The 21940-nt window shown below is 67.0% G+C and carries 19 protein-coding genes; 10 read left to right on the plus strand and 9 right to left on the minus strand.

Going from position 1 to position 21940, the window contains the following annotated elements; translation table 11 throughout:
• Positions 1 to 90 precede the first annotated feature (90 nt).
• Complete coding sequence (locus A8G08_RS21550; protein WP_068278678.1) at positions 91 to 1380, minus strand: lipase family protein; 1290 nt, start codon at positions 1378 to 1380, stop codon at positions 91 to 93.
• A 261-nt stretch (positions 1381 to 1641) separates the two neighbouring features.
• Complete coding sequence (locus tag A8G08_RS21555; protein ID WP_068278680.1) at positions 1642 to 2115, minus strand: DUF456 domain-containing protein; 474 nt, start codon at positions 2113 to 2115, stop codon at positions 1642 to 1644.
• A 128-nt stretch (positions 2116 to 2243) separates the two neighbouring features.
• On the opposite strand from A8G08_RS21555, the gene A8G08_RS21560 reads away from it, so the two are divergent.
• Positions 2244 to 3332 (plus strand): CaiB/BaiF CoA transferase family protein, encoded by a 1089-nt coding sequence (locus A8G08_RS21560; RefSeq protein ID WP_068278682.1) that lies wholly within the window; start codon positions 2244 to 2246, stop codon positions 3330 to 3332.
• Positions 3333 to 3344: 12 nt separating this feature from the next.
• Here the strand turns inward: A8G08_RS21560 and yczR are convergent, their stop codons facing one another.
• Positions 3345 to 4808, minus strand: a complete 1464-nt coding sequence (yczR, locus tag A8G08_RS21565; protein ID WP_068278684.1) for a MocR-like transcription factor YczR — start codon at positions 4806 to 4808, stop codon at positions 3345 to 3347.
• Positions 4809 to 4869: 61 nt separating this feature from the next.
• On the opposite strand from yczR, the gene A8G08_RS21570 reads away from it, so the two are divergent.
• Both A8G08_RS21570 and A8G08_RS21575 read left to right on the plus strand, forming a co-directional pair.
• Positions 4870 to 5127: a hypothetical protein gene (locus A8G08_RS21570; RefSeq protein WP_157108722.1), complete on the plus strand. Its 258-nt coding sequence runs from the start codon at positions 4870 to 4872 to the stop codon at positions 5125 to 5127.
• A 36-nt stretch (positions 5128 to 5163) separates the two neighbouring features.
• The gene (locus A8G08_RS21575) at positions 5164 to 5691 is read left to right on the plus strand and encodes a methylated-DNA--[protein]-cysteine S-methyltransferase (RefSeq protein ID WP_068278688.1); all 528 of its coding nucleotides are present in this window, start codon (positions 5164 to 5166) and stop codon (positions 5689 to 5691) included.
• Between the two features lie 28 nt (positions 5692 to 5719).
• Here the strand turns inward: A8G08_RS21575 and A8G08_RS21580 are convergent, their stop codons facing one another.
• Together A8G08_RS21580 and A8G08_RS28280 are read right to left on the minus strand one after the other, a co-directional pair.
• Complete coding sequence (locus A8G08_RS21580; RefSeq protein WP_068278690.1) at positions 5720 to 8338, minus strand: helix-turn-helix transcriptional regulator; 2619 nt, start codon at positions 8336 to 8338, stop codon at positions 5720 to 5722.
• A 264-nt stretch (positions 8339 to 8602) separates the two neighbouring features.
• On the minus strand, positions 8603 to 11191 hold the full coding sequence (locus A8G08_RS28280) for a helix-turn-helix transcriptional regulator (protein ID WP_068278693.1): 2589 nt from the start codon (positions 11189 to 11191) through the stop codon (positions 8603 to 8605).
• Between the two features lie 155 nt (positions 11192 to 11346).
• Here A8G08_RS28280 and A8G08_RS21590 point away from each other — a divergent pair, with 155 nt between their 5' ends.
• Positions 11347 to 12216 carry a hypothetical protein gene (locus tag A8G08_RS21590; protein WP_068278695.1) on the plus strand — a complete coding sequence of 290 codons (870 nt, stop codon included), beginning with the start codon at positions 11347 to 11349 and terminating at the stop codon, positions 12214 to 12216.
• Positions 12213 to 12815, plus strand: a complete 603-nt coding sequence (locus A8G08_RS21595; RefSeq protein ID WP_157108723.1) for a hypothetical protein — start codon at positions 12213 to 12215, stop codon at positions 12813 to 12815. Before A8G08_RS21590 ends, A8G08_RS21595 begins: the two co-directional genes overlap by 4 nt.
• Positions 12816 to 12826: 11 nt before the next feature.
• Here A8G08_RS21595 and A8G08_RS21600 read toward each other — a convergent pair whose 3' ends face one another.
• On the minus strand, positions 12827 to 14116 hold the full coding sequence (locus tag A8G08_RS21600) for an adenylosuccinate synthase (protein WP_068278700.1): 1290 nt from the start codon (positions 14114 to 14116) through the stop codon (positions 12827 to 12829).
• 306 nt (positions 14117 to 14422) lie between these two features.
• On the opposite strand from A8G08_RS21600, the gene A8G08_RS21605 reads away from it, so the two are divergent.
• From A8G08_RS21605 to A8G08_RS21625, 5 genes are all read left to right on the plus strand, one after another.
• Positions 14423 to 15085 (plus strand): hypothetical protein, encoded by a 663-nt coding sequence (locus A8G08_RS21605; protein ID WP_068278772.1) that lies wholly within the window; start codon positions 14423 to 14425, stop codon positions 15083 to 15085.
• Positions 15067 to 15849 (plus strand): site-2 protease family protein, encoded by a 783-nt coding sequence (locus A8G08_RS21610; RefSeq protein ID WP_068278702.1) that lies wholly within the window; start codon positions 15067 to 15069, stop codon positions 15847 to 15849. The genes A8G08_RS21605 and A8G08_RS21610 overlap by 19 nt, the downstream gene beginning before the upstream one ends.
• Before the next feature lie 147 nt (positions 15850 to 15996).
• A complete protein-coding gene (locus A8G08_RS21615) occupies positions 15997 to 16719 on the plus strand; it encodes a hypothetical protein (RefSeq protein ID WP_068278704.1) in 723 nt (240 codons plus the stop codon).
• A 37-nt stretch (positions 16720 to 16756) separates the two neighbouring features.
• Positions 16757 to 17899: a class I SAM-dependent methyltransferase gene (locus A8G08_RS21620; RefSeq protein ID WP_068278706.1), complete on the plus strand. Its 1143-nt coding sequence runs from the start codon at positions 16757 to 16759 to the stop codon at positions 17897 to 17899.
• A 25-nt stretch (positions 17900 to 17924) separates the two neighbouring features.
• Positions 17925 to 18110, plus strand: coding sequence for a hypothetical protein (locus A8G08_RS21625; RefSeq protein WP_068278708.1), 186 nt, complete (start codon positions 17925 to 17927; stop codon positions 18108 to 18110).
• A gap of 156 nt (positions 18111 to 18266) precedes the next feature.
• Here the strand turns inward: A8G08_RS21625 and A8G08_RS21630 are convergent, their stop codons facing one another.
• The 3 genes from A8G08_RS21630 to A8G08_RS21640 form a co-directional block, all read right to left on the minus strand.
• The gene (locus A8G08_RS21630; protein ID WP_068278710.1) at positions 18267 to 19448 is read right to left on the minus strand and encodes an MFS transporter; all 1182 of its coding nucleotides are present in this window, start codon (positions 19446 to 19448) and stop codon (positions 18267 to 18269) included.
• 1 nt (position 19449) lies between these two features.
• The gene (locus A8G08_RS21635; RefSeq protein WP_068278712.1) at positions 19450 to 20763 is read right to left on the minus strand and encodes an MFS transporter; all 1314 of its coding nucleotides are present in this window, start codon (positions 20761 to 20763) and stop codon (positions 19450 to 19452) included.
• A 139-nt stretch (positions 20764 to 20902) separates the two neighbouring features.
• Positions 20903 to 21832, minus strand: coding sequence for a TauD/TfdA dioxygenase family protein (locus A8G08_RS21640; RefSeq protein WP_068278714.1), 930 nt, complete (start codon positions 21830 to 21832; stop codon positions 20903 to 20905).
• Positions 21833 to 21940: the final 108 nt, after the last annotated feature.

Genomic DNA, 21940 nt, shown 5'->3' on the forward strand with positions numbered 1-21940 from the left:
CGGCACAAGCGCGATGCACCGCCAAGCGATAGACCTGCGCGGCGTGGAGTTCAGTGAACTCCACGCCGCGCAGTCGGAGCGCAGTCCGACTCAGGCGATACTGCAGCCACCAATAGGCTTGTCGCCCAAGCGATCCATGAGGTATGGGACGACATTGTTGGCGACGTAAGCGTCAACGATCTCGGGCCCGAAGTGGCCGGGGATCGTGGTACCCGGCGCGAGCGGCGGGAAGTGGTTGGTGCGGAAGGTGACCGGGGCACCCTTATCGCACCAATCCACGGCAAGCTGACGAGCCTGCGGATACGGCACCGTGTCGTCGTTGATGCCGCTGGTGATCAGCACCGGACTGGTCGGGGTCAGGCGGCCGATGCGCTGGTCGGCAATGGCGCGCATGGCGGCGGGATCCGATGCCAAATGCTCGAAGAGCGGTCGGTGATCGGCAGTCAGGCTGGTGGTCTTCATGAACGGGTGCTTGAAGATGACGTCACCGATGCACTCGTTGCCGAGCGTCGCCAGCAAGGCCTGGCCCTCGGGCGAAGCGATCCGGTCCACCGACCCCTGCAACTCCGGATAGCGCGCGACAAGTCCGTTGATGGCGAACCCGATCGCGCCGCCGATGAGAGCGCCGTCCACCTTCCGGAGCACCGCGCCGATATCGGCCGTCGGCGCGCCGGCCCAGGTGCCCTTCAGATTCAGTTCCGGGGCATACGTGGGCTGCAACTCGGCTGCCGCGGCGGTCGCACCGCCACCCTGCGAGTATCCCCAGAACAGCAGGGGCGTTTCCGGTCCCGTGTTCGAGAGACGGTTCGCGGCGCGAGCCGCGTCGAGCACCGCGTGAGCACCCTCGGCGCGGTTGACGTAGGTATGAACGCCGGGCGTGCCGAGTCCGATGTGGTCGGTGATGAATACCCGCGCACCCATCAGATTCCAGAGCGCCGCCCCCGGCAGTTCCTGATTCGCAGACAGCGAAAGCCCGCCCGGGTCGACGATCATGCCGGTGGGTAGCGCCACCGAGATCGCACACTGGTCACCCTGCCCTTGCGTACCCGGGGCGATGACGACGGTCGGGCGGGGACCCGGCCCGTTCCACGGCGCGCTCGAGTCGATGAACGTTCCGGTCACCGCGGTCGGCGTCCCGTCCTGCAGGCGCGAGGTGTACATCACCTTCTGCGCCGGGACCGGCCAGCCCGTGCGCACCGGCACCGCGGCGAGAACGCCCACCGATTCGGTCTTGATGACCGCGCCCTGCTCGGTCGAGTACTGCGCCGGCGGGGTGTAGAAGGGACCGACCGGTGCTGCTGCGGCCGGCGTCACGCCGAGCGTCGCTCCGCCAACGACGCCAAGCAACGCGATCGCAGCGACGCGGCGAAGCCTGGACATGGCCCGCCGACTGGCTGACTGACTACCTGGTTGCATTTTGTCTCCGTGTTCATTGCCCATGCGCGCCATCGCGCGAGCACTTCACCGGGAGTCGAGAACGGTATTCCCCCGACGTTCCTCCCCCGAGCTACCGAACAGTAACAACGAGTGAGTGCTTCACACCTCTCGGCCCGGCAAGTGTGAGGGCCCTCACCGCAAGGACGGGCCCGGCCACGCCTTGCCAACTGGGCAAATGTCGAAAATCGAACCGCCGCAACCGGTTTAACTACCAGCCACCGCGCCGAGCCAGATCCCCGCAGCGCACAGCGCGCCGAAGAGCTCGATCAACATCGACAGCCCAACGGCTTTCATCGCGTGCATCGTCGCGGGCCAGGCGAGGCGAGCATCGCGGCGGCGCTGGGCCTCGGAAAGGTACGTGCCGAGCACGAACCCGGCAAACAGCCCGACCACCGGGATGATGAAGAAGCCGACGATGCCGAGCAGTCCCCCGATGATGATCGAGCGGTTCGGCACACCGGCATCGCGCAGCCGCCGTCCCGGCCAGGTGTACTTGATCACCCCGCTCACGAGAAGCAGCACCAGACCGATGCCGCACACCAGCCAGGCAGCGCCGGTGCCCTCGACAACCGCCCACACCACCAGTGCCGCCGCGATCAACACCGTGCCCGGCAGAATCGGCACTACGACGCCGACCAGACCGACGGCGATCGCGAGCCCAACCAAGAGTTCACCCATAACACCCACGTTGAGGATTGTGACCGAGTGACGCCGAGAACTCTTGGCCGAGCCGCGGCGACCTAGCGAGCGCTAGTAATGTCCGGGTTATTGTCATCCCGTCAACTTGATCTACCCGAGGGAGCACCGTGACCAGCAAGCAAGGTCCACTCGCAGGCATCCGCGTCGTTGAACTCGCCGGCATCGGACCCGGTCCGCACGCCGCGCTGCTCCTCGCCGATCTCGGCGCCGACGTGGTTCGCGTCCAGCGGGCCGGCGGCCTCCGCCCCGAGGGTGTCCCGACCGACGCCCAGCTACGCAGCCGGACCATCGTCGAGGCGAACCTCAAGGATCCGGCCGATATCGAGAAGGTGCTCGGCCTCATCGATCGCGCCGACATCCTGATCGAGGGCTTCCGCCCGGGAGTCACCGAGCGCATGGGCCTGGGCCCGGATGTCACGCTCGAGCGCAACCCGCGTCTGGTCTACGGCCGGATGACCGGTTGGGGCCAGGAAGGCCCGCTCGCGCCCGTGGCCGGCCACGACATCAACTACATCTCGCTGACCGGCGTGCTGCACGCAATCGGCCGCAAGGGTGAGCGCCCGGTGCCGCCGCTCAACATGGTCGGCGACTTCGGCGGCGGCTCGATGTTCCTGATCTTCGGCCTGCTCGCCGCGCTGATCGAGCGCCAGAGCTCGGGCAAGGGCCAGGTTGTCGACGCCGCGATGGTGGACGGCGCCCTCGCGCTGTCGCACATGATCTGGGGCTTCCGCGGCCAGGGCATGTGGAACGACGAGCGCGGCAACAACCTGCTCGACACCGGTATGGCGTTCTACGACACCTACGAGACCTCCGACGGCAAGTACATGGCCGTGGGCGCGATCGAGCCGCAGTTCTACGCCGAGCTGCTGCGTCTGCTCGAGCTCGATGCCGCTGATCTGCCGGGTCAGCTCGACCCGGCCGGCCAGGACACGCTGCGCAAGATCTTCACCGAGAAGTTCAAGTCGAAGACCCGCGACGAGTGGGCGGCGATCTTCGAGGGCACCGACGCCTGCACGTCGCCGATCCTCACCTTCGCAGAGGCTCCGCAGAACGCGCACATCGCGGCCCGCGGTGCCCTGATCGACGTGGACGGTGTCACTCAGCACCTCCCTGCACCGCGCTTCTCGCGCACGCCGAACGGCGTGCCGACCGCTCCCCCGCGCGTCGCCACCCCGATCGATGAGGTCTGGAAGTAAGGCAGTAAATCGTTAGACCACCAGCGGCGGCGCAGTCGCCGCCGCTGGTGTTCGCGGCGCGACCACCTGATAGGCCGCCGCGATCCCGCTGATCGCAAGCCGCAGATCCGCTTCGGACTGGGCATAGGGCAGCCGGATGAACCGCTCGAATGCGCCCTCGATCCCGAAGCGCGGACCCGCGGCAAGCGTCACGCCGAAGTTGGGTGCCGTCGCGGCCAGCGCGCTCGACATCGGACCCGGCAGCTTCACCCACAACGACAATCCGCCGGGTCCCGGCGCGACCCGCCAATCAGGCAATTGCTCGGACAGCGCATCGAGCAGCGCTGACCGCCGCCCGCGGATCAATTCCCGCCGACGCTCCAGCGGGCCGTCGGGATCGGCGAGCAGATCCGCCGCCGCGAGCTGATCCATAACCGGAGTGCCGAGGTCCATCGAGGCGCGGCTGCCCAAGAGCCGATCGATCACTGTGCGATTCGCGCGAATCCAGCCGACCCGTAGCCCACCCCAGAAGGATTTCGACATCGACCCGACCGTGATGACCTCCGGCCCCCGCGCAAACGACGCCACCGGCGGAGGCGGGGTCATATCGAGTCCGAGATCGACCATCGACTCGTCGATCACCATCGTCATCCGGGTATCCCGCGCGATCGAGGCGAGCTCCGCGCGGCCCTCGACGCCAAGGCACAGCCCGGTTGGGTTCTGGAAGTCCGGCACCAGATATGCCAGCCGTGCCGCGGTTTGCCTTGCCGCGCTGCGGATTCCATCGAGATCCCAGCCCTCGCGCTCCGGCCGCAGCGGCAGCGGGACCGGCCGCGCGCCCACATCACGGATCGCCTGGATGGCATTGGGGTAGGTCGGATGTTCGATCAGCACCCGCTCGCCGGGTGCGGTGAGCATGGTGAACAACAGCCGCAGCGCGTGCTGCGCGCCGAGGGTGACAAGGATCTGCGTCGGATCGGTTGGCAGGCCGCGCTCTGTGTAGCGCGCTGCAATTGTCTCGCGCAGCAACGGGATCCCGAGCGGATCCATACCGTGCGTGGGCAGGTACGACGGAAGTTGTTCGAGTGCAGCCGAATACGCGCCGTGCACCTCCTCCGGTGCGGGTAGCGCCGCATAGGTCAGATCGACCAAGGGAAGATCTGGCGCGACCTTCGGCGCGGGCAGTCCCACGCCCACCGGGGTTGTGGACGACGGCAGGGCGACCACGCCGCGCGCACCCTGGCGACTGAGCAGGTAACCCTCCTCGCGCAGCATTGCGTAGCACGAGGTGACGGTGGTCCGGCTCAGTTCGAGCGCACTCGCAAGGTCACGCTCGCTCGGCAGTGCTGCGCCGAGCGGGATCCGCCCATCGTGGATGAGCATCCGGATTCCCTCGGCGAGAGCCACGTAGGTGGGACGGGCGCCGCGGCCACCGTCGGGTCGCCACAAACCCAGATCGCGGACCAGTGTTGTCACGCCGAGCACTCGTGCAGCCATAAAGCCAGTATGTCGCTACTGGCTATTTAATCAAAGTCCAGATTTCTGCAGCATGGTTGTCATGACAGCACTGGCAACGCTGATCGTGCTGGCCCTGTTCGCCACCGCGATCTTCTCCTTCGCACCCCGTTCCACCAGTAGAAAGGTGTTTCGCCTGGATCAGTTCCGGCCGGCCGCACCGCTCGCAGGCCTGCTTCCGGCCGACCACGACAAGGAACGGCTCTACGCCGATCTTCTCGCCGTGCACGCTCGGGAGCCGGAATCCAGCATCCTGAGCACGCCAACCAGTCCAGTTCGACGCAACTGGACTGGTCAATAGGACAGGTCTGTCGGTCCCAGCGCGCACACTGACGATGTGCTGGCCTACACGTTGTTCGATACCGCGATCGGGCGGTGCGGCCTCGCCTGGAAGGGCGACCGCATCGCCCGTCTGCAATTGCCCGAATCGGACGACGAGACCACCCGGATCCGCATCGGACGCAGCGGCGCCGTGGAAGGTTCGCCGCCGCAGGCCGTGCAGACCGCACTCGATGGGGTTCGCGCGCACCTGGAGGGCGAACTCGACGACCTGTGCTGGATCGAATTGGACCTCGGCGGCGTCAGCGAATTCGACGCGAAGGTGTACGCGATTGCCCGCGCGATCGAACCGGGCCACACGCTGCGCTACGGCGACGTCGCACAGCGGATGCGCGCGCCCGGCGCCGCCCAGGCGGTTGGGCAGGCACTCGGGCGAAACCCGATCCCGATCATCGTGCCGTGCCACCGCGTCCTGGCCTCCGGCGCGAACCTCGGCGGGTTCTCTGCCTTCGGTGGTGCGGTGACCAAAACGACGCTGCTCGCGATCGAGCGCACGCCGGGCTTCGGCGAGCCCGTCCTATTTTGAGCGCTCGGCGCCCGTGTTGTTCTGATTCCTACCGCGCGCCGGGCGGCTTCTGCTCGCCCGCCTTGATCAGCGCGGCAAGCCCTTCCCGATCGGCGACATCAAGCTTCCCGCCCGCCCGATAGATATGCCCCTCGACCGTCCGAACGGAGACGTAGAGACGTTCGGCGATCTGCTTGTTCGATAAGCCTGCGGCGACGAGGTTCGCAATCTCGCGTTCTCGAACCGTGAGCGGCAGCGGCTGCGCGGAGGTCCGCAGCGCGGGCGTCATCGCGCCGCCGCACTCGGCGGCATTGCGGTTTGCGGCCGCAGCGGATTCTGCCGTGGCGCGCTTGTTGCCGGCCCGCTCGTGCGCGCTCGCCGCCTGCGCGGACGCATCGGCCGACGACAGCAGCGCACCGATTCGCTCGTATTCGGCTGCCGCGGCATCCAATTCGGCTCCGTTGTCCGCAGCCACCGCCGCGGCATGACGGGCGTGTATGCCGATCAGCCGGGTGCCCAGTTGCGCGGCCAGCGCCCCAAGGCGCTCGGCGACTGTGCGGTCCCCGAACCGAGCGGCGGAATGAAGGGCGTCGGCCTCAACCGCGAACTGATGCGCGCTTGCCGCCGAATCCGCTGCGGCGTGGCAGGTCTCGATACCGCCTGTCACGGCACCTTCCGCGGCGCGCAGCCATGCCTCGGCTAGCTTCAGCTTCGGTGCGAAGATGGCAAGATGCCGCCCGGCCCGATGTTCGGCCTCGGACAGGTTGCGTGTCGCGTCATCGCAACGCCCCAGTGCCGCGTAAGCCTGCACGAGCTCCGCCAGCGCGGGATAGGTCCAGGTTGTCTGCGCATCGGACACCGTGGCGGCGAGGCCCTGCTCAATCCGAGTTGCCGCGTCCAGGCATCGGCCCGAGGCGAGGTCGACGGTGGCAATCAGGAAATTCGCCATCCCCCAGGCCAAATACTGTCCGGCCGAGGAGAAATCGAGACCCCGTTCCGCCTGCGATCGAGCTCTTGCGAAATCACCGCAGTAAGTCATGGAAAGGATCTCGCCCATTTCCGTCGGGAATCGCAACAGGGCATCCGACTTCGCCACCGACCGGTGGAACCGCTGGGCGATCGGCGCAACATCGGCGCACCGGCCCATGAGCGCGAGCGACCACATCGCCCCGAACGATGCCCACTCGACAGCAGCGGGCAGCGCCCTGTCGTTAGCCAGCACCGTTTGAGCCTGACTCAATGCGTCGTCGAGCCGGTTCTCGAATGCCGCGCAAGCAGAACCTAGCCCAGCGATGATCTCGGCGAGCGCTGGGTTGTCTATGCGTGGCTGCACGAGCGCGAGCACCTCGTCGGCACGCTCGGAATCACACATCGACCAGAACAGATTCGACACTCGGGCACTGCCCCAGCGGACCAACTGCACCTGATCGAGTGTGTCCGGATCGAAGAAGGCCAGGATCCGCTCGCACTCGTTCGGCTGCCCCTGCCACAGCAGAGTGCGGGCCAGCACCTCTGCGGCATCGAAGCCACCGCCGGTATCGAACGCTGCGCGGGCGAGGCGTTCGCCGAGTGGGTGGTCCGCGAGCAACGTCGCATCTACCGCCGCGCTCGTGAAAAGTTCCGCGTCCGCCTGCTGGTCGCTGTCGAGTGCCAACTCCGCCAGTCGAATTCGGGCCGAAGCGGTGTCCAGCGGACGCGTCCGCAGCGCACTGACCAACTGCCCGCGCAGGCGTCGCGACGAGGCGAGCCCGACACGGCGACGAATCACATCGCCGAACAGCGGGTGATTGAAGCTGACGTTCAGCGTCGCACCGTCTGGCTCGATCTTCACCAGATGCCGCGCCTCGGCCTCCTCGACGGCCTCCTCACCGGCGAGTTCGCACAGCACATCGAGATCGAGTGGCTCGCAGAAGGTCAGCAGCTTGAGCACCTGCAGGACCTCGCTCGGCAACTGGTCGACCCGGCTTTCCAGCAGCGAGGCGAGTTCGGAGGTGATCTCGGTGCGGCCGCGGAGTTGCCAGATGCCACGCACCTGTCGCAGCGCGCCGGACTCCTGAGCGCCCTCGACCAGATGGTGCAGGAACAGCGCATTGCCGCCCGAGGACTCCCACATCACATCCGCGGAGAGCCCTTCGAGCTGGCCACCGAGCACCTTCTCCACGAATCCGATGCTCTGCTCCTTGGTGAATGGCGACAGGTCCAGACGGACGAGGTGTCCGTCCTTCCATAACGAAGTGACCGCGTCGGGCACCGTTTCGCCGCTGCGCACCGTTGCGACAATGCGCACAGCCCGGTCGATCGCCAGTTGATGCAGCAGCGTTGCGGAGAGCTGGTCGAGCAAGTGCGCGTCGTCGACGCCGATCACCGAGTGATCGCCGGTGAGCAGCGACTCGCGGGCCGCTGACATGAAGGTGACCGGATCACGCGACGTCGAGGAACTCACCAGATGGGCGAATACGCCAAGTGGGATGCTGCGCGCGGACTCGGTGCCGGCGACCCAGCGGACTTCGGAGCCGAGCGACTTCGTGACCGTGCGCGCGAGGGTTGTTTTGCCAACCCCGGCGTCACCGGTCAGCACGACGCCACACCGATCCGCACGCGAGGACAGTGCCGATTTTATGACGTCGAATTCGGTGCGTCGCTCGACCAAGGGCCAGCTGATCGCCATATCTTGTGATTCTAGAGTCAGTGGCATCGAAATTCAGTCCAATAGTTCGCCGCGCGCTAGCGCGGAATCCTGTGGATCGGGCGACGATGCCCGATCGCCTTTGCACTGAGCCTGTTCCCGCGGACATCGCGGCCGGTTCAGGACTCGAGCATGACCCCGTACGCACGCACATTCACGAGTAGTCGACTACTCGAATCACGCACAATCCCGCAGTGAAAACCGAACGAGCCACAGCGAATACGCGTTCGGACTACTCGTGCCGACCTACCCTGCGCGCTTGATGACCTCCGCCAAACCGTCACGGTCGGAGACATTGAGCTTGCTGCACGCACGGTAGATATGGCCCTCGACTGTGCGGACCGAAACGTAGAGCTTCTCCGCGATCTTCTTGTTGGACAAACCCTGTGCCACCATCGACGCGATCTCTCGCTCCCTGCCCGTGAGCGGTAACGGTTGCGCCACCTCGCGCAGCGCCGGCGTCCGCGCGTCATCGCATGCCGCGGCGAGCCGGAAAGCGATACCGGACTGATTGGTCTTCGAACGGCGATCGTGCGCGCGGTCGTAGGCAGCGGCGGACTGCGCGGCGGCATCGGCGGCACAGACGAGCACGCCGAGCTCCTCCCAGCGGGTCGCGACCGCAGCCAATGCGAGCCCATCCTGCTCGGCCACTCCCACGGCATGCGCCGCAGCCACCCGCACCGTCTCCCCGTCGAGTTCGGCGGCGAGCTCGGACAGCCGTTCGGCGACCGTGCGGTCGCCGAATCGCGCCGCGGTGAGCAAGGCATCCGTCTCAACGGTGAACCGGGATGACGCGGACGCTAGCTCGGCAGCCGAGCGGGCGTGCGCGATCGCGGCGCTCGTCTCACCGCGCGTCACCGCGAGCCATCCCCGGGCCAGTTCGACGTCGGGTGCGAACAATCCGCGAACACCCCCGACCAACCGCTCGGCCCTGACGAGCGCCTCCTCGGCTCCATCCGCATCCCCGAGCGCGGCGCACGTGATGCACAGATAGCTCGATGCGAGGAACTCCCAGACGTACCCGACGCCGCGCAGCGCGGCGATGGCCTGGGTGAACTCAGCCTTCGCCGCGCGCAATCGGCCGCGCCGCGACAGCACAAACCCGAGCAGCACACCGGCCTTGGCCCGCGCCGGCTGCTGCCCGATCGCAAAATCGAGGTAGCGCCGGGCGGCCTGCTCGGCGTCGTCGCACGGGCCGAGCGCGAGGTACATCGGGACCTCCGCGAGCCCGACGTTGAACCGCAGCAGCCCTGATGCACCCTGCGCAGCGGCTTCGAGGCCGTCGTCGACGAGCGCGCTCACCTCGCCGAGATCGCCCATCTGGCTCAGCGCCGATGCGGCGATGAACGAGGCCCACCCGCGCACAACCGGAAGGCGCAGCTGCGAATCCAGCACCGCCCGAGCGGCACGTAGTGAATCCGGCAGCCGCCCGATAAATTGCGACTCCAGCATCTCCACCAGATCGGCGCCGGCCTGGAAGGTCAGCCGCGGCCGCAGTTCCTCGAGGACGGCGGTCGCCCGTTCCGAATCAGCGAGTCCCCAAAAGAGATTCGAGGCGCGCACGGTACCGAGGATCACGAGTTCGAAATCGTTCATCGTTTCCGTGTCAACCTGCGCGAGCACGGCCTCCGCTTCCGCGGCCTTGCCCTGCCAGGCGGTCGACACCGCAAGCAACAGCTGTGCCGGCAGTCCCGCGCCATCGGCCCAGGCATGCCGGGCGAACCGCTCGGCCACCACGACGTCGCCCAGCGTGAGGGCGTCCGCAGCAGACACCGTCAGTGCCTCTACCGACGGTGGGGTGTCGCTACCGATCGCGAGATCGACGATGCGGATCCTGTCGCTCACGTGATCCGCAGATCGGCGCGAAAGCTCTTGTACCAGTTCGCTTCTGATCCGCCGGGCCTCCAGCACCCCGGTGGCCGAGCGCACCACCTCGCCGTAGATGGGATGACTCGCGGTGACGCTCAGGCGATTCGGCGGTCCGCCGAGCTGCACCATGCCCACCCGTTCGGCCGCCTCGACGGCCTCACGCCCGCGCAGTGCGACGAGCACATCCAAATCCAGGCTCCCGCCGAAAGCCAGCGTCTCCATCACCTGCAGCACGCCCTCCGGCATAACGTCGAGCCGCGCGGAAACCAGTGCGGACAGTTCACCGGTAATCACCGTCTCACCGCGCAACTGCCAGACCCCGGCCACCTCGCGCAGCTGGCCCGCTTGCTGAGCGCCTTCCACCAGATGCCGCAGGAACAACGGGTTCCCACCCGAGGTTTCGAAGATCCGGTCGGCGCTCACCGACTCCACTGGGCCGCCGAGCGCGGACTCCACGACCGAACCAACCTCCGCGCGAGTGAACGGCATGAGATCGACGCGGGTTAGCAGATCGTCCTTCCACAGCGCGCTGATCGCGTCCGGAATCTGTTGGCCGCTGCGGACGGTGACGATGAACGCCGCGGCATGTTCCATCGCGAGTTGGTGCACGAGCGTCGCGGACAGCTCGTCGAGCATGTGCGCGTCATCGACGCCGATGACTATTTCCTTGTTGTCCCCGAGCAGCTGCGAACGGGCAGCACGGAGAACGGTGTGCGGTTCGGCGGCACCCGTGACGTCGACGAGATGGGTGAGCGCACCAAGCGGAATCCCGCGCGCCGTTTCGGTTCCGGCCACCCAGCGTGCCTGCGCCCGCGCGGCCTTGACCACGCTGCGCGCCAGAGTCGTCTTCCCGACACCGGGTCCGCCGACCAGGACCACGCCGGTATGACCGTTGCGGGTACGAAGTTGTGCGGCAACCGTCTCGACGTGCCGCTGTCTCACCACTGTCGGCCATGCGGTCGGCATGCGGCGAGTGTATTTCCCGAGTACACGTCATGCCGGGCTTCGCCGCGATCGGGAAATAACGAGTGTCGCGCTACTCGCGACCATTCATTCCAACGCGCGCACTCTCGATTCATCGATGCGGCCACAAGCCGCACCCGAGTGGTCGGGGAGGCGAGATGAAGATCGATACGAACCGAATGATCGGCGCGGTGCTCATAGGCCTCGCGGTGGCGATACTGGTGTCGCCGGGGTGGGCTGGGGGGCAGTCATACCCCGGGGAAGACTGCTCGACCGCAACCGTCCCGACGACAACGACCGCCGGTTCGGATCCCGACGCCACGGGTGGCGGCGAAACTTCCGGTGGCGGCGAGAACTGCGGGACCACCGACCCGCCACTCACCTACAACCCGGTCCTGAGTGCGCCCGCAACGGCCGCGCAGGGGCAGAGCTTTGCCGTCTCCGGGTTCGGCTGGCCGCTGTGCACCGTCACGATCACCGCCGATTCCCTTGGCTATTCGGACTCGGCACCGGGCGGGGGCTTCACAGTCACCGTTCCCGTCAACGACACCGCAACGATCGGATTCCACACCCTCACTGCGACGTCCTCGTGCCCCAACTACCAGTCTTCGGATTCGTCCGCCGTCGATTACTCGCGCGAGAGTGACGTGCGAATCGTGGCAGCGACCACCTCGACGACAACGACGACCTCAACCCGACCGGTCGAGACGACCACGCCGGTCGAGACGACCACACCGATCGTGACACCAACAACAACGACGACATCACAGAAGGTGGACCCAGGCGACCGAAGCCTGCCGTGGATCGCCGCGGCGGTGCTCGTCGCACTCGGGGCCGGCGCCCTGCTCCGCCATCAGATTCGCCGCGGCAAGCGACCGGTCGATAGCAGGATCGCCGCCCTGCCCCAAGTTGATTCGGCGCCGGTCGTCAGCACAACCCCAGATCCGAATTCGGACCCTGGGCCAACCATTCGCATTGACGCCTTCCCGGGCGAAGTCACCACAACGGTCAAGGAGGTGGACCGATGAGTACCGAATCGAGAACCACAGCTGCGGACGTCATGTTCGGTTCCGGCGAACACGCAACAGCGCTCGCAGATCTGCTCGGTCCGCAGGATCTGGCCGGTTTTGCGGGACGCGCAACGCGGACGCTCAGCGACGGCGCCCGCAATATGGTTGAACGCGAAATCAATTCAGCCGCTTCGAGTCTTCTCGATATCGACCTGAGCGACGTGCTGATCGGCGGTTGGCTGCGCTACGACCAGCTACGAAGAGCTGCCGCGAACACCCTTCACGGCGGGTGCGAGTGCGTTCCCCTTGCACGGCATCGCGTCGAGGCCACCCACCGGCCGTGGATCGAGTTGCGTTCGAACGGCGTCCCGATTGGCCGCATCGATTTCGAAATCAGAACGACGCTCGAGGTCGATGGTGTCAATATGGTTGTCGAAAACGCCGCCTTGCAGAAATTGCGGTTCGGCGAATGCGTGGCCACGGTCTCGCTTGCGGTGACCCCGCGCGGGCAGGTCGCCCAGCGCAGTCGAAAGCTACCGGTGTGGCAGGTGATCCAACTACGCCAGCCGATCCCACTGCTCGGAAGCGCCCGGCGAGGAACCATGCCGGTTCGCTGATCTACGCCGGCTCAGGCGAGAATGTCGTGCCGCACGATCGTCTGATCGCGACCCGGCCCAACGCCGATGCACGAGATCCGGGCGCCCGACAGTTCCTCGAGCCGCAGCACGTAGTTCTGCGCATTCTGCGGCAGATCGGAGAAGCTGCGTGCACCGGAGATGTCCTCCCACCAGCCCGGCATCTCCTCGTAGATCGGCCGCGCGTGGTGAAAACCGGTCTGCGTCATGGGCATTTCGTCCATGCGCTCGCCGTCCACGTCATAGGCAACGCAGATCGGGACCGTGTCGAGGCTCGAGAGCACGTCGAGCTTGGTGAGGAAGTAGTCGGTGATGCCGTTGACGCGCGTGGCGTAGCGCGCAATAACCGCGTCGAACCAGCCGCAGCGGCGGGCGCGGCCGGTGGTCACGCCGACCTCGCCGCCAGTCTTGGCGAGGTACGCACCCGACTCGTCGAACAGTTCCGTGGGGAACGGGCCTGAGCCGACGCGAGTTGTGTACGCCTTCAGGATGCCGAGCACGGTGGTGATCCGGTTCGGGCCGATGCCACTGCCCACCGCGGCGCCGCCGGCGGTGGGGTTGGAGGACGTCACGTACGGGTAGGTGCCGTGGTCGACGTCGAGCAGCGTGCCCTGCGAACCCTCGAGCAGGACGGTCTCGCCGCGCTCGAGCGCGGTGTTGAGCTGCAGGCGGGTGTCACAGATGCGGTGAGCGAAGCCCTCGGCCTGCTCCAGCACCTCGTCGACAACCTGGGCCGGGTCGAGCGCGCGCCGGTTGTAGATCTTCACCAGGACCTGGTTCTTGATCTCGAGCGCGGCCTCAACCTTCTGGGCGAGGATCTTCTCGTCGAGCACATCGGCGGCACGAACGCCGACGCGGGCGATCTTGTCCTGGTAGCACGGCCCGATGCCGCGGCCGGTTGTGCCGATCTTGGCATTGCCGAGGAAGCGCTCGGTGACCTTATCGATGGCCACGTGATACGGCATGATCAGGTGCGCATCGGCGCTGAGCAGCAACGATGAGGTGTCGACGTTGCGCTTCTCCAGGCCCGCCAGCTCGTCGAGCAGCACGCCCGGATCCACAACTACGCCGTTGCCGATCACGTTCTTGACGCCCGGGGTGAGGATGCCGGACGGGATCAGATGCAGCGCGAAGTTGTCGCCATTCGGCAGAACGACCGTGTGGCCCGCATTGTTGCCGCCCTGATAGCGGACGACCCAATCGACCCGGCCGCCGAGTAGATCCGTGGCCTTGCCCTTACCTTCGTCGCCCCATTGGGCGCCGATGAGGACGATTGCCGGCATGGTCTCTCCTGCGAGTCGAATTGCAGCGCACCTTCGCAAGCTGCAGCGTCTGCCGTCGAGAGGCATCGGCCGGGAGGCCAGTCTAGTGCAGTACGCGTGTCCTACTCCAACCGAACACACCTCGCGGGCACCTCACCCCCGCGGGCCGGGCCTGATCGTCGGTCGCCACATCCCGCAGCCGCCGGGTCGAGCGCGTCGTGCCTTGGCGTTCGGCTGCCCCGATTCGTCGACGGCTAAGGTGGCTGTCGAGCCCGGCGCGATCGGAACTGTGTCGTTGCGACCGGCTTGTCGGAGGAGGGAGAGCGCTTGACCAGGTTCGTACTCCGCTGCGGAGACGTGCCGGTGCCGATCACGCTCGCCTCACTGTCCACCGCATCGGCTGCACCGATCCCGCTCGACGACGAGATCGACGAAACGCTTGTACCCCTCGACACCGACTCCGCTCCTCGGCTCATCGTGCTTGGTCGTGATGCTGCGCTCGCCGCGGTCCTCACCCGCCTCATGCGCCTGGAACGACTCGATATCGAAATCGCCTACGTCCCGGTGGAGCGATCGGCCGGGTCCGCGATTTACCGCACCGGCACCGGAGCTGCGGCGGCCAAGCGGGCCGTGAGCGGCAAGGCGACCGATGTCCCGTTGATTCGCGACGATATGGGCATCGTGCTCGTCGGCAAGGCCCGCATCGACGGCCCGGACGGGGACACCCTGTTCGGCGAGGGTTTTGTTGACGACACAAAAATCTTCGAGGGCAAAGCGAACTCGGTACATATTTCCCCGACCGGCGAGTTTCCAGGTCTTCGCGCCTGCGCGGTGCGCGGGCAGTTGCGCCGGCTCAGGTGGGTGCCTGGCCGGGCGGCGCAGGTTGGCGCGGAGGGGATCGTGGTCACGCGGGACGGCGTTTCCAGCGATCGGACCGTTCGCCGCTCGACGTTCTATCGGCACACCGAACCGTGGAAGCTGGTCCGCTGAGTACTGCGCGAATTTCCGGCGCGGTCCGGCCGAGTCCTGTTTTCCTCGGCATTGTCGCGCTGGCCGCGGCGGGCGGAGTTCTGGCATGGCGCAGCGACACGACGTCCAACGCCGCGCGGGCCGGCGTCTTCGTGCTCGTCGTCGCCGGCTGGATCGTGAGCCTGTGCCTGCACGAGTTCGCGCACGCCTACACCGCTTGGCGGGCCGGTGACCACGAAGTTGAGGTGCGTGGCTACCTCACGCTGAACCCGCTGCGCTACAGCCACCCGGTGCTGTCGATCGCACTGCCGATCGCCTTCATCGCGCTCGGCGGCTTCGGCTTGCCCGGCGGCGCGGTGTACGTCCGACCAGGCTTGTTCGGCCCGGCGATGCAGCGGCGCATCAGCCTGGCCGGTCCCGCAGTGAACGTCGTGCTCGCGATCGCGCTGCTCGCCGCCATCCGAATCCTCGCCGACGGCACTCACGCCGCGTTCTGGTTCGGGCTGAGCTTCCTCGCCTTTCTGCAGATCACCGCGGCCGTGCTGAACCTGCTGCCCATTCCCGGCCTCGACGGCTACGGCGCGATCGAGCCCTCGCTATCGCCAAAAACCCGCCGAGCGCTCGACCAATACAAGCCGCTGGGCCTGCTCGCGGTGCTCGCTCTGCTCTGGGTGCCGTCCATCAATGCCGCCTTTTTCGACGCGGTGTATTGGCTATTCGAACTGTCCGGGGTGCCTGCGGACTGGTCGAGATTCGGCAGCTATCTCACGCAATTCTGGCGCTGACCTGGAATTTCACTCCCCCGAACGCCATCCGCCGGCCTATTGCCCGTTTCGGCCATATCCGAATTGGCCGGATTGAGCGATGCGGTTTGCGCGTGCCGCGCGATGTTATTGGAAAGGTCCGATACAGCAGCACGACGGGGAGTAGCCATGACCGAGGTGATCGATACTGCGGCGCAGATCGGCTCGATTTGGATCGGCCGTCGCTTCAATGGACCCCCCGATTCGGCGAACGGCGGCTACGCCTGCGGTTCCATCGCGCAGTTCATCGACGGACCGGCGCGAGTCGTCCTGCGCAAGCCCCCGCCGCTGGAGACCGAACTCGCCGTGCACCGCGTCGGCGACGTCGTATCGGTGCTGTACGAGGGTGGTCTCATTGCCGAGGCACGACCAGCGGCCCCCAGCGTCGTCGTGCCACCGACGTGGCCGACCTTCGCCGAGGCCGAGCGCGCGACTGCGGCACACCCGTGGCGCGGGCAGCGGCACATGCTGTCGGACTGCTTCGTCTGCGGACCGGAGCGCAGCGACGGCCTGCATGTCACGCCCGGCCCGCTCGAACCCGATGCGGCCGTCACCGCCACACCGTTCGTTCCTGACGACACCGTCGCCGATCCCGGTGGCACCGTGCCGCTCGAAATCGTCTGGGCAGCGTTGGACTGCTCGAGTTACCCGGCGAGTGCATTCAAGGACACGCTGTGCCTGCTCGGCACGCTGTCTGTCACCAAGTGGCAGGCGATCACGGTTGGAAAGCGCTATGTCGCTGTGGGTTGGACGCTGTCCGTGTCCGGCCGCAAGCATCACACCGCCGCCGCTCTGATCGATGACGACCGCAACATCGTGGCCGAGTCCGAGGCCATCTGGGTCGCCATCTGACAACGACGTACCCCGCACCCCTCCGAGAGGTCCTGCCATGACCAGTTCTTCGACCGCTGAACCACGCCTCGACCCGCCGGAACTCGATGCCGCCGAACAAGAAGCCCGCGACGCCCTCGCGGAACGACTGTTCGGAGCATTGCTCGGCGGAATGGAGTTACTCACGATCGAAACCGGCCGCAGGCTCGGGCTCTACCGAACTCTGGCCGAGATGGGCGCGCTCAATTCGGCCGAACTGGCCACCGCCGCAGGGATTGCCGAACGGTACGCACGCGAATGGCTCGAGCAGCAGGCCGCCGCCGGATTGCTCGCGGTACACGGCCCGATGGATGCCGACGCTCCGGCCCGCCGATACGCCCTGCCCCAGGCCTACATTCCCGTGCTGCTCGACGGTGAGGACCTCTCCCACATGATGGGCGCGGCTCCGATGCTCACCGGTTGTGCGCTCGCGGTCCCCGCCCTGGTCGACGCCTATCGTGCGGGATCCGGGGTGCCGTACGAGGCCTACGGCGAGGAACTGCGCCACGGCATCGGTTCGTTCAACCGGCCCGGCTTCGCGAAGATGATCGGTGAGTGGATCGACGCGATGCCCGACGTGTCGGCACGGCTCCGGTCCGGCGCGGTCGTGCTCGACGCGGGCTGCGGCACCGGATGGTCGAGTATTGCTCTGGCAGAGGCATTTCCGGACATCGAGGTGCACGGCATCGACCTCGACGCCACCTCGGTCGCGGAAGCGACGGCGCTGGCCACCGAGCGCGGACTCGGCGACCGAGTCCATTTCTCGGTGGGCAATGCCGCCGAAAGTCACGACCACGCGCGCGAGCACGGCATAAGTGCGGATCTCGCCTTCGTGTTCGAGGCGTTGCACGACATGGGCAACCCGGTGGGCGCACTCGCCTCGATTCGGTCCGCGCTAACTCCGGATGGGGTGCTACTCGTCGCGGACGAGCGGGTGTCGGACGAATTCATCTCGCCCGCAGGCGAAGTGGAGCGAGTGCAGTACGCCTTCAGCGTGCTGCACTGCCTGCCCGCGACCATGGCGGAGTCCACCTCGGTGGCGAACGGCACGGTCCTGCGGGCATCGACCGTCCGCGAGTGGGCCACGGCCGCCGGCTACGGGTCGGTCGCCGACCTGGGCATTGAGCACGACTTCTTCCGCTTCTACCGGATCGATCAATAGTCGTCCGAGCGGGTACACCGGACGTATGGGCCGCGGCGATCATCCGCAGCGCACGCCTTTATATGGCGCGGTGATGATGATCGCGGCCTTCGTCACGGCAAGCCTCACGGCGGCGGTCGAGATGCCGATCGCCGCGCACGGAGTAATCATCGTGACCGCGGCCCTCGTCGGCCTTGCCGGTTTCCTGATGACCTTCCGCGACCTGTCCTAACGAGTGCAAAACTTCGTCGTGGGGCGAGGTTTCGGCCCCGTTTACACATTTCGCACTCGTAAGCGCCCCTCTAACGGCTGCAAATCTTGTTCGTGGGGGCGACATTTCGGCCCCGTTTACACATTTTGCACCCATTAAGGGCGGCGTCCGGGCTCGTCAGACCGGGTAGGCGCCGCGCCGGATTCGCATCGTCCGCTGCACGGCAACGACCGCGGCGAGCACGGCGAGAACGAAGAGCGGGAGCCGGTCGCCGAGGCTGGACTCGAGCGCAACCAGCGTCAGCGGCACGGCGAAACCGAGGTAGGTGCCCACATAGAAGACGCCCGTCAGCGCGCCGCGGTGGGACGGTGGCGTCAGCTGCTCGATGTCGAGCAGACCGGTGCGCAGGCACAGACCGTAGGCGGAGCCGAGCACGACGCAGCACGGCAGAAGCGCCCAGACCGGCGGTTCGGCACCGCACAGCGCGGCAAGCACATAGCCGAGCGCGGCGAGGCCCGCACCGACCGACCCCGCGAGCGGACCGAAGGCCTTGCGGCGGGCGAGCACCTGGACCGCGATGCCCGAACCGAGGCCGAGCGTGGCGGCGAGGCCCGGCACGAGCGGACCGCTGTAGCTGTCCGGCAGGCGTGCGGGCAGGCTAACGAACGCAATGGTGACGCTGGCGAATACGAACGGCGCGAGCGGCAACGCCCAACTCAGTGCCTGACCTGCGGACGCTGGATGGTCTGCCGCGACCGGGCGCGTCCGTCGCGGCGCAGAACCGGTCCACACAATCGCCGCAATGAGGGCGGCGAGGCCGAGACCTGCGGCGACCGCGAACGTCACCACGATCGGGGCGGGTACGAACTCGCCGAGCAGTCCCGAGGCCAGCGGGCCACAGCCGAAGCCTGCGGTCAGCACGACCCCGGCCACGGTGGTGCCGCGCGCGCCACCGATATCGGCCGCCCATGCGGTGCCGGCGCCCATGGCGAGACCCGCGCCGATGCCGACCACGAGCCGGCCCACGGCCAACCCAAGGCCGTCGTGCCAGGCCAGCAGCAACAGTGATCCGGCGATGGTGATCGCCGCGCCGGGGAGGACCACGCGCGCTCGGCCCACCTTGTCCGACAGCGCGCCGCCGCCGAGCAGACCGGGCAGCAGGCCGATCGCGTAGACCCCAAATACCGCGTCGAGCACCGCGTCGGACAACTGCTCGTGCTCACGCAGCACCGGGATGACCGAGACGAAGTGGTTCGCCATCCAGCCGACCGTGAACAGCACAGCGAGTACTGCCGCGAACGTCCGTGAGGTGCGCTGTGCTGGTGCGTCACGCTCGATGGCACGCTCGGCGGTGGTCATCTCATTCCTTCGGGTCGGCTCCCGGCTCGTTCGGCGGCCGGTGACGTATGCGCGCGACAACCTCGCGCAGTGGCTTCACATAGATGCCCTGCGTCGCGGCTTCGCGTCGTGCGGTGTTGCGGGAGATGAGTACTCCCGCGATGGCGATCGCCCAGATCGGGTACTGGACCAGCCACGCCAGTCGGAAGGCGTCGAAGGTCAATCCGCCCGCCTTATCGAGCACGATACCGATCGCCTCTATTGTGACGAGCGTCGCGGCGAACCCTCCGACGTTCACCATGCCCTGTGCGGTGCCCATGCTGGTGCTCGGATTCGAGGTGCGGGCGTAGTCGAAACCGATCACCGAACCGGGACCGCCAACCGAGATGATCACCACGAGCAACACCAGCAGCCAGACCGGCGCGGGGTGCGAGAGGGCCAGCACGACCGTCCAGATCGTCACCGTGCCGGTGATGCTGGCGAGTACCAGCCAGGAGCGCCGCAACGGATAGCGGGCCGTGAGCATGCCGATAATCGGGCCGACAACGATCGCGGACAGGACCGAGACGGCCAGCATTCCGCCCGCCGCGGACAGCGAAAGTCCCTGCGCGGAAACGAGATAAGGCACACCCCACATCAGTGCGAAGGTGGTGATGGAGAACTGGGTGCCCATATGACTGAAGAAGCCGAGCCGAGTACCGGGTCGTCGCCATACGGTGGCGATCTGTGAGCGGAGTTCGCGCAGGCTGCTCCCGGCGTCGGGCGGCGATTCTTTGGGGTGCGGTGAGTCCTTGATGACGGCCAACGCGAGGCAGCCCGAGAACACGCCGACCGCAGCGGCGGACAGGAAGGCCGTCTCCCAGCCTTGCGCGCGCAGCAGCGCTAACAGTGGAACCGCAGAGAGCACCTGTCCGAGCTGACCGAGGATGCCGGTGAGTTGGGACACCACCGGCACTCGGCGGGGGGAGAACCACTCGGGAACCAGGCGAAGCACCGCGAGGAAGGTGAATGCGTCACCGGTGCCGACCAGCACCCGTCCGAACACTGCGAGCGGTACCGATTCGGTCCAAGCCAGGGCGACCTCACCACCGGCCATGAACAGCGCGCCCGCGGCGATCATCGATCGCGAGCCGAACCGATCGAGCAGCAATCCGGCCGGAATCTGCATCCCGGCGTACACCACCACCTGCAGTACGACGAAGGTCGCCAGCACGGAGGGCTCGACGTCGAATCGCTCCTGCGCCTGCAGCCCGGAGACCCCGAATGCGGTCCGGTTCAGCACGGCGACAACGTAGGCGAAGACGCCGGCGATCCAGATCGACCAGGCGCGCTTCATCAATCTCGAAACTACCGCCGGGAGTGGGCGCGGCGCGCGATGAAGTCACCGGCCCACCTCGCCGATGACCTACCCTGCGCCACGCCCACTCCCGGCGGCCCGCCCGCCGAGGATCACCCGGCGGGCAGGAGTTCCGTGCTCAGGAACCGTAGAAGGGATCACCCGAAACCGACTCGGACGACCGCCCGTCGACGCCCTTCGGGACATCGCCCTCGAGCGTCACGCGGTACAGCACGCGGTCGTAGCCGAGATGTCCGGCGTCGGAAATTGCCAGGTGAGACGTGGCCTGGTTGTCCCAGAAGGCGACGCTGCCCGGAGCCCACTTGAAGCGAACCGTGTACTCGGTCCGGGTGGCCTCCTCCCACAGCACCTTCAGGATGCCCTCGCTCTGCGACGGCGTGAAGCCACGGATCTCGCGCGCCCCGCGAGTGAACCCGGGGCTGACGAACAGCGCCCGCTCGCCAGTGACGGGATGCACACGAACTGCCGGGTGGTACGTAACCAGATTCGCCTCGCGCACCTTGCGGTCGCGCTGGCTGCCGGCCGCCGCCCTGGTGCTGAACTGATGCTTGATGTCGATGGTGTCCGCGAAATCGCGCAGTTCCTTCGGCAGGTTCTCGTAGGCCGCGACGAGGTTGGTCCATGCGGTGTCACCGCCGAAGGGCGGCAGGATGTCGGCACGCAGGATCGACGCCGCCGGCGGGTTGATCAGCGCCGTCACGTCGGTGTGCCAGCTGCTGTCGTACGACGTGCGCTTGCGACCGAGGTTCGACTCGTACCGGCGGCTGTCGATCGGCAGGATCTCCGGGAAACCCTCCGGTGGCGACTCCTCGTGCGGATGCGCCGCCGTCACCTTGCCGAACTGCCGGGCGAACGCGATCTGTTCGGCGTGCCCGATCTCCTGGTCACGGAAGAAGATCACCTTGTGGGCGTGCAGCGCGTTCTGAATTTCCTCGACCACGCTTGGCTCATGCGCCTCGCGCAGATCGACACCGCGGATCTCCGCGCCGATATAACCGGCGAGCGGCACGACATCCAGCCCGAGGCTGGCGTCCTTCAGTTCGGTCATGGGCTGGCTCCAAGTCGAGACGATGGGACGCCGCGGAAAGTGGCTGTGCAGCGGCGATATACACAGCGTCGCGGCCATCGCGTCTCGCGAACAAGGACGTTCGGCTAC

The sequence above is a fragment of the Aldersonia kunmingensis genome, from assembly GCF_001646865.1.
Lineage (GTDB): Bacteria > Actinomycetota > Actinomycetes > Mycobacteriales > Mycobacteriaceae > Aldersonia > Aldersonia kunmingensis.

Excerpts from the sequence above, each read along its gene's own strand:
- A8G08_RS21620 (WP_068278706.1), top strand. The coding sequence starts at position 16,757 with ATGACCAGTTCTTCGACCGCTGAACCACGCCTCGACCCGCCGGAACTC.
- A8G08_RS21555 (WP_068278680.1), bottom strand. The coding sequence starts at position 2,115 with ATGGGTGAACTCTTGGTTGGGCTCGCGATCGCCGTCGGTCTGGTCGGC.
- A8G08_RS21630 (WP_068278710.1), bottom strand. The coding sequence starts at position 19,448 with ATGACCACCGCCGAGCGTGCCATCGAGCGTGACGCACCAGCACAGCGC.
- A8G08_RS21580 (WP_068278690.1), bottom strand. The coding sequence starts at position 8,338 with ATGGCGATCAGCTGGCCCTTGGTCGAGCGACGCACCGAATTCGACGTC.
- yczR (WP_068278684.1), bottom strand. The coding sequence starts at position 4,808 with ATGGCTGCACGAGTGCTCGGCGTGACAACACTGGTCCGCGATCTGGGT.
- A8G08_RS28280 (WP_068278693.1), bottom strand. The coding sequence starts at position 11,191 with ATGCCGACCGCATGGCCGACAGTGGTGAGACAGCGGCACGTCGAGACG.
- A8G08_RS21625 (WP_068278708.1), top strand. The coding sequence starts at position 17,925 with ATGGGCCGCGGCGATCATCCGCAGCGCACGCCTTTATATGGCGCGGTG.
- A8G08_RS21550 (WP_068278678.1), bottom strand. The coding sequence starts at position 1,380 with ATGTCCAGGCTTCGCCGCGTCGCTGCGATCGCGTTGCTTGGCGTCGTT.
- A8G08_RS21570 (WP_157108722.1), top strand. The coding sequence starts at position 4,870 with ATGACAGCACTGGCAACGCTGATCGTGCTGGCCCTGTTCGCCACCGCG.
- A8G08_RS21615 (WP_068278704.1), top strand. The coding sequence starts at position 15,997 with ATGACCGAGGTGATCGATACTGCGGCGCAGATCGGCTCGATTTGGATC.
- A8G08_RS21635 (WP_068278712.1), bottom strand. The coding sequence starts at position 20,763 with ATGAAGCGCGCCTGGTCGATCTGGATCGCCGGCGTCTTCGCCTACGTT.
- A8G08_RS21595 (WP_157108723.1), top strand. The coding sequence starts at position 12,213 with ATGAGTACCGAATCGAGAACCACAGCTGCGGACGTCATGTTCGGTTCC.
- A8G08_RS21640 (WP_068278714.1), bottom strand. The coding sequence starts at position 21,832 with ATGACCGAACTGAAGGACGCCAGCCTCGGGCTGGATGTCGTGCCGCTC.
- A8G08_RS21590 (WP_068278695.1), top strand. The coding sequence starts at position 11,347 with ATGAAGATCGATACGAACCGAATGATCGGCGCGGTGCTCATAGGCCTC.
- A8G08_RS21600 (WP_068278700.1), bottom strand. The coding sequence starts at position 14,116 with ATGCCGGCAATCGTCCTCATCGGCGCCCAATGGGGCGACGAAGGTAAG.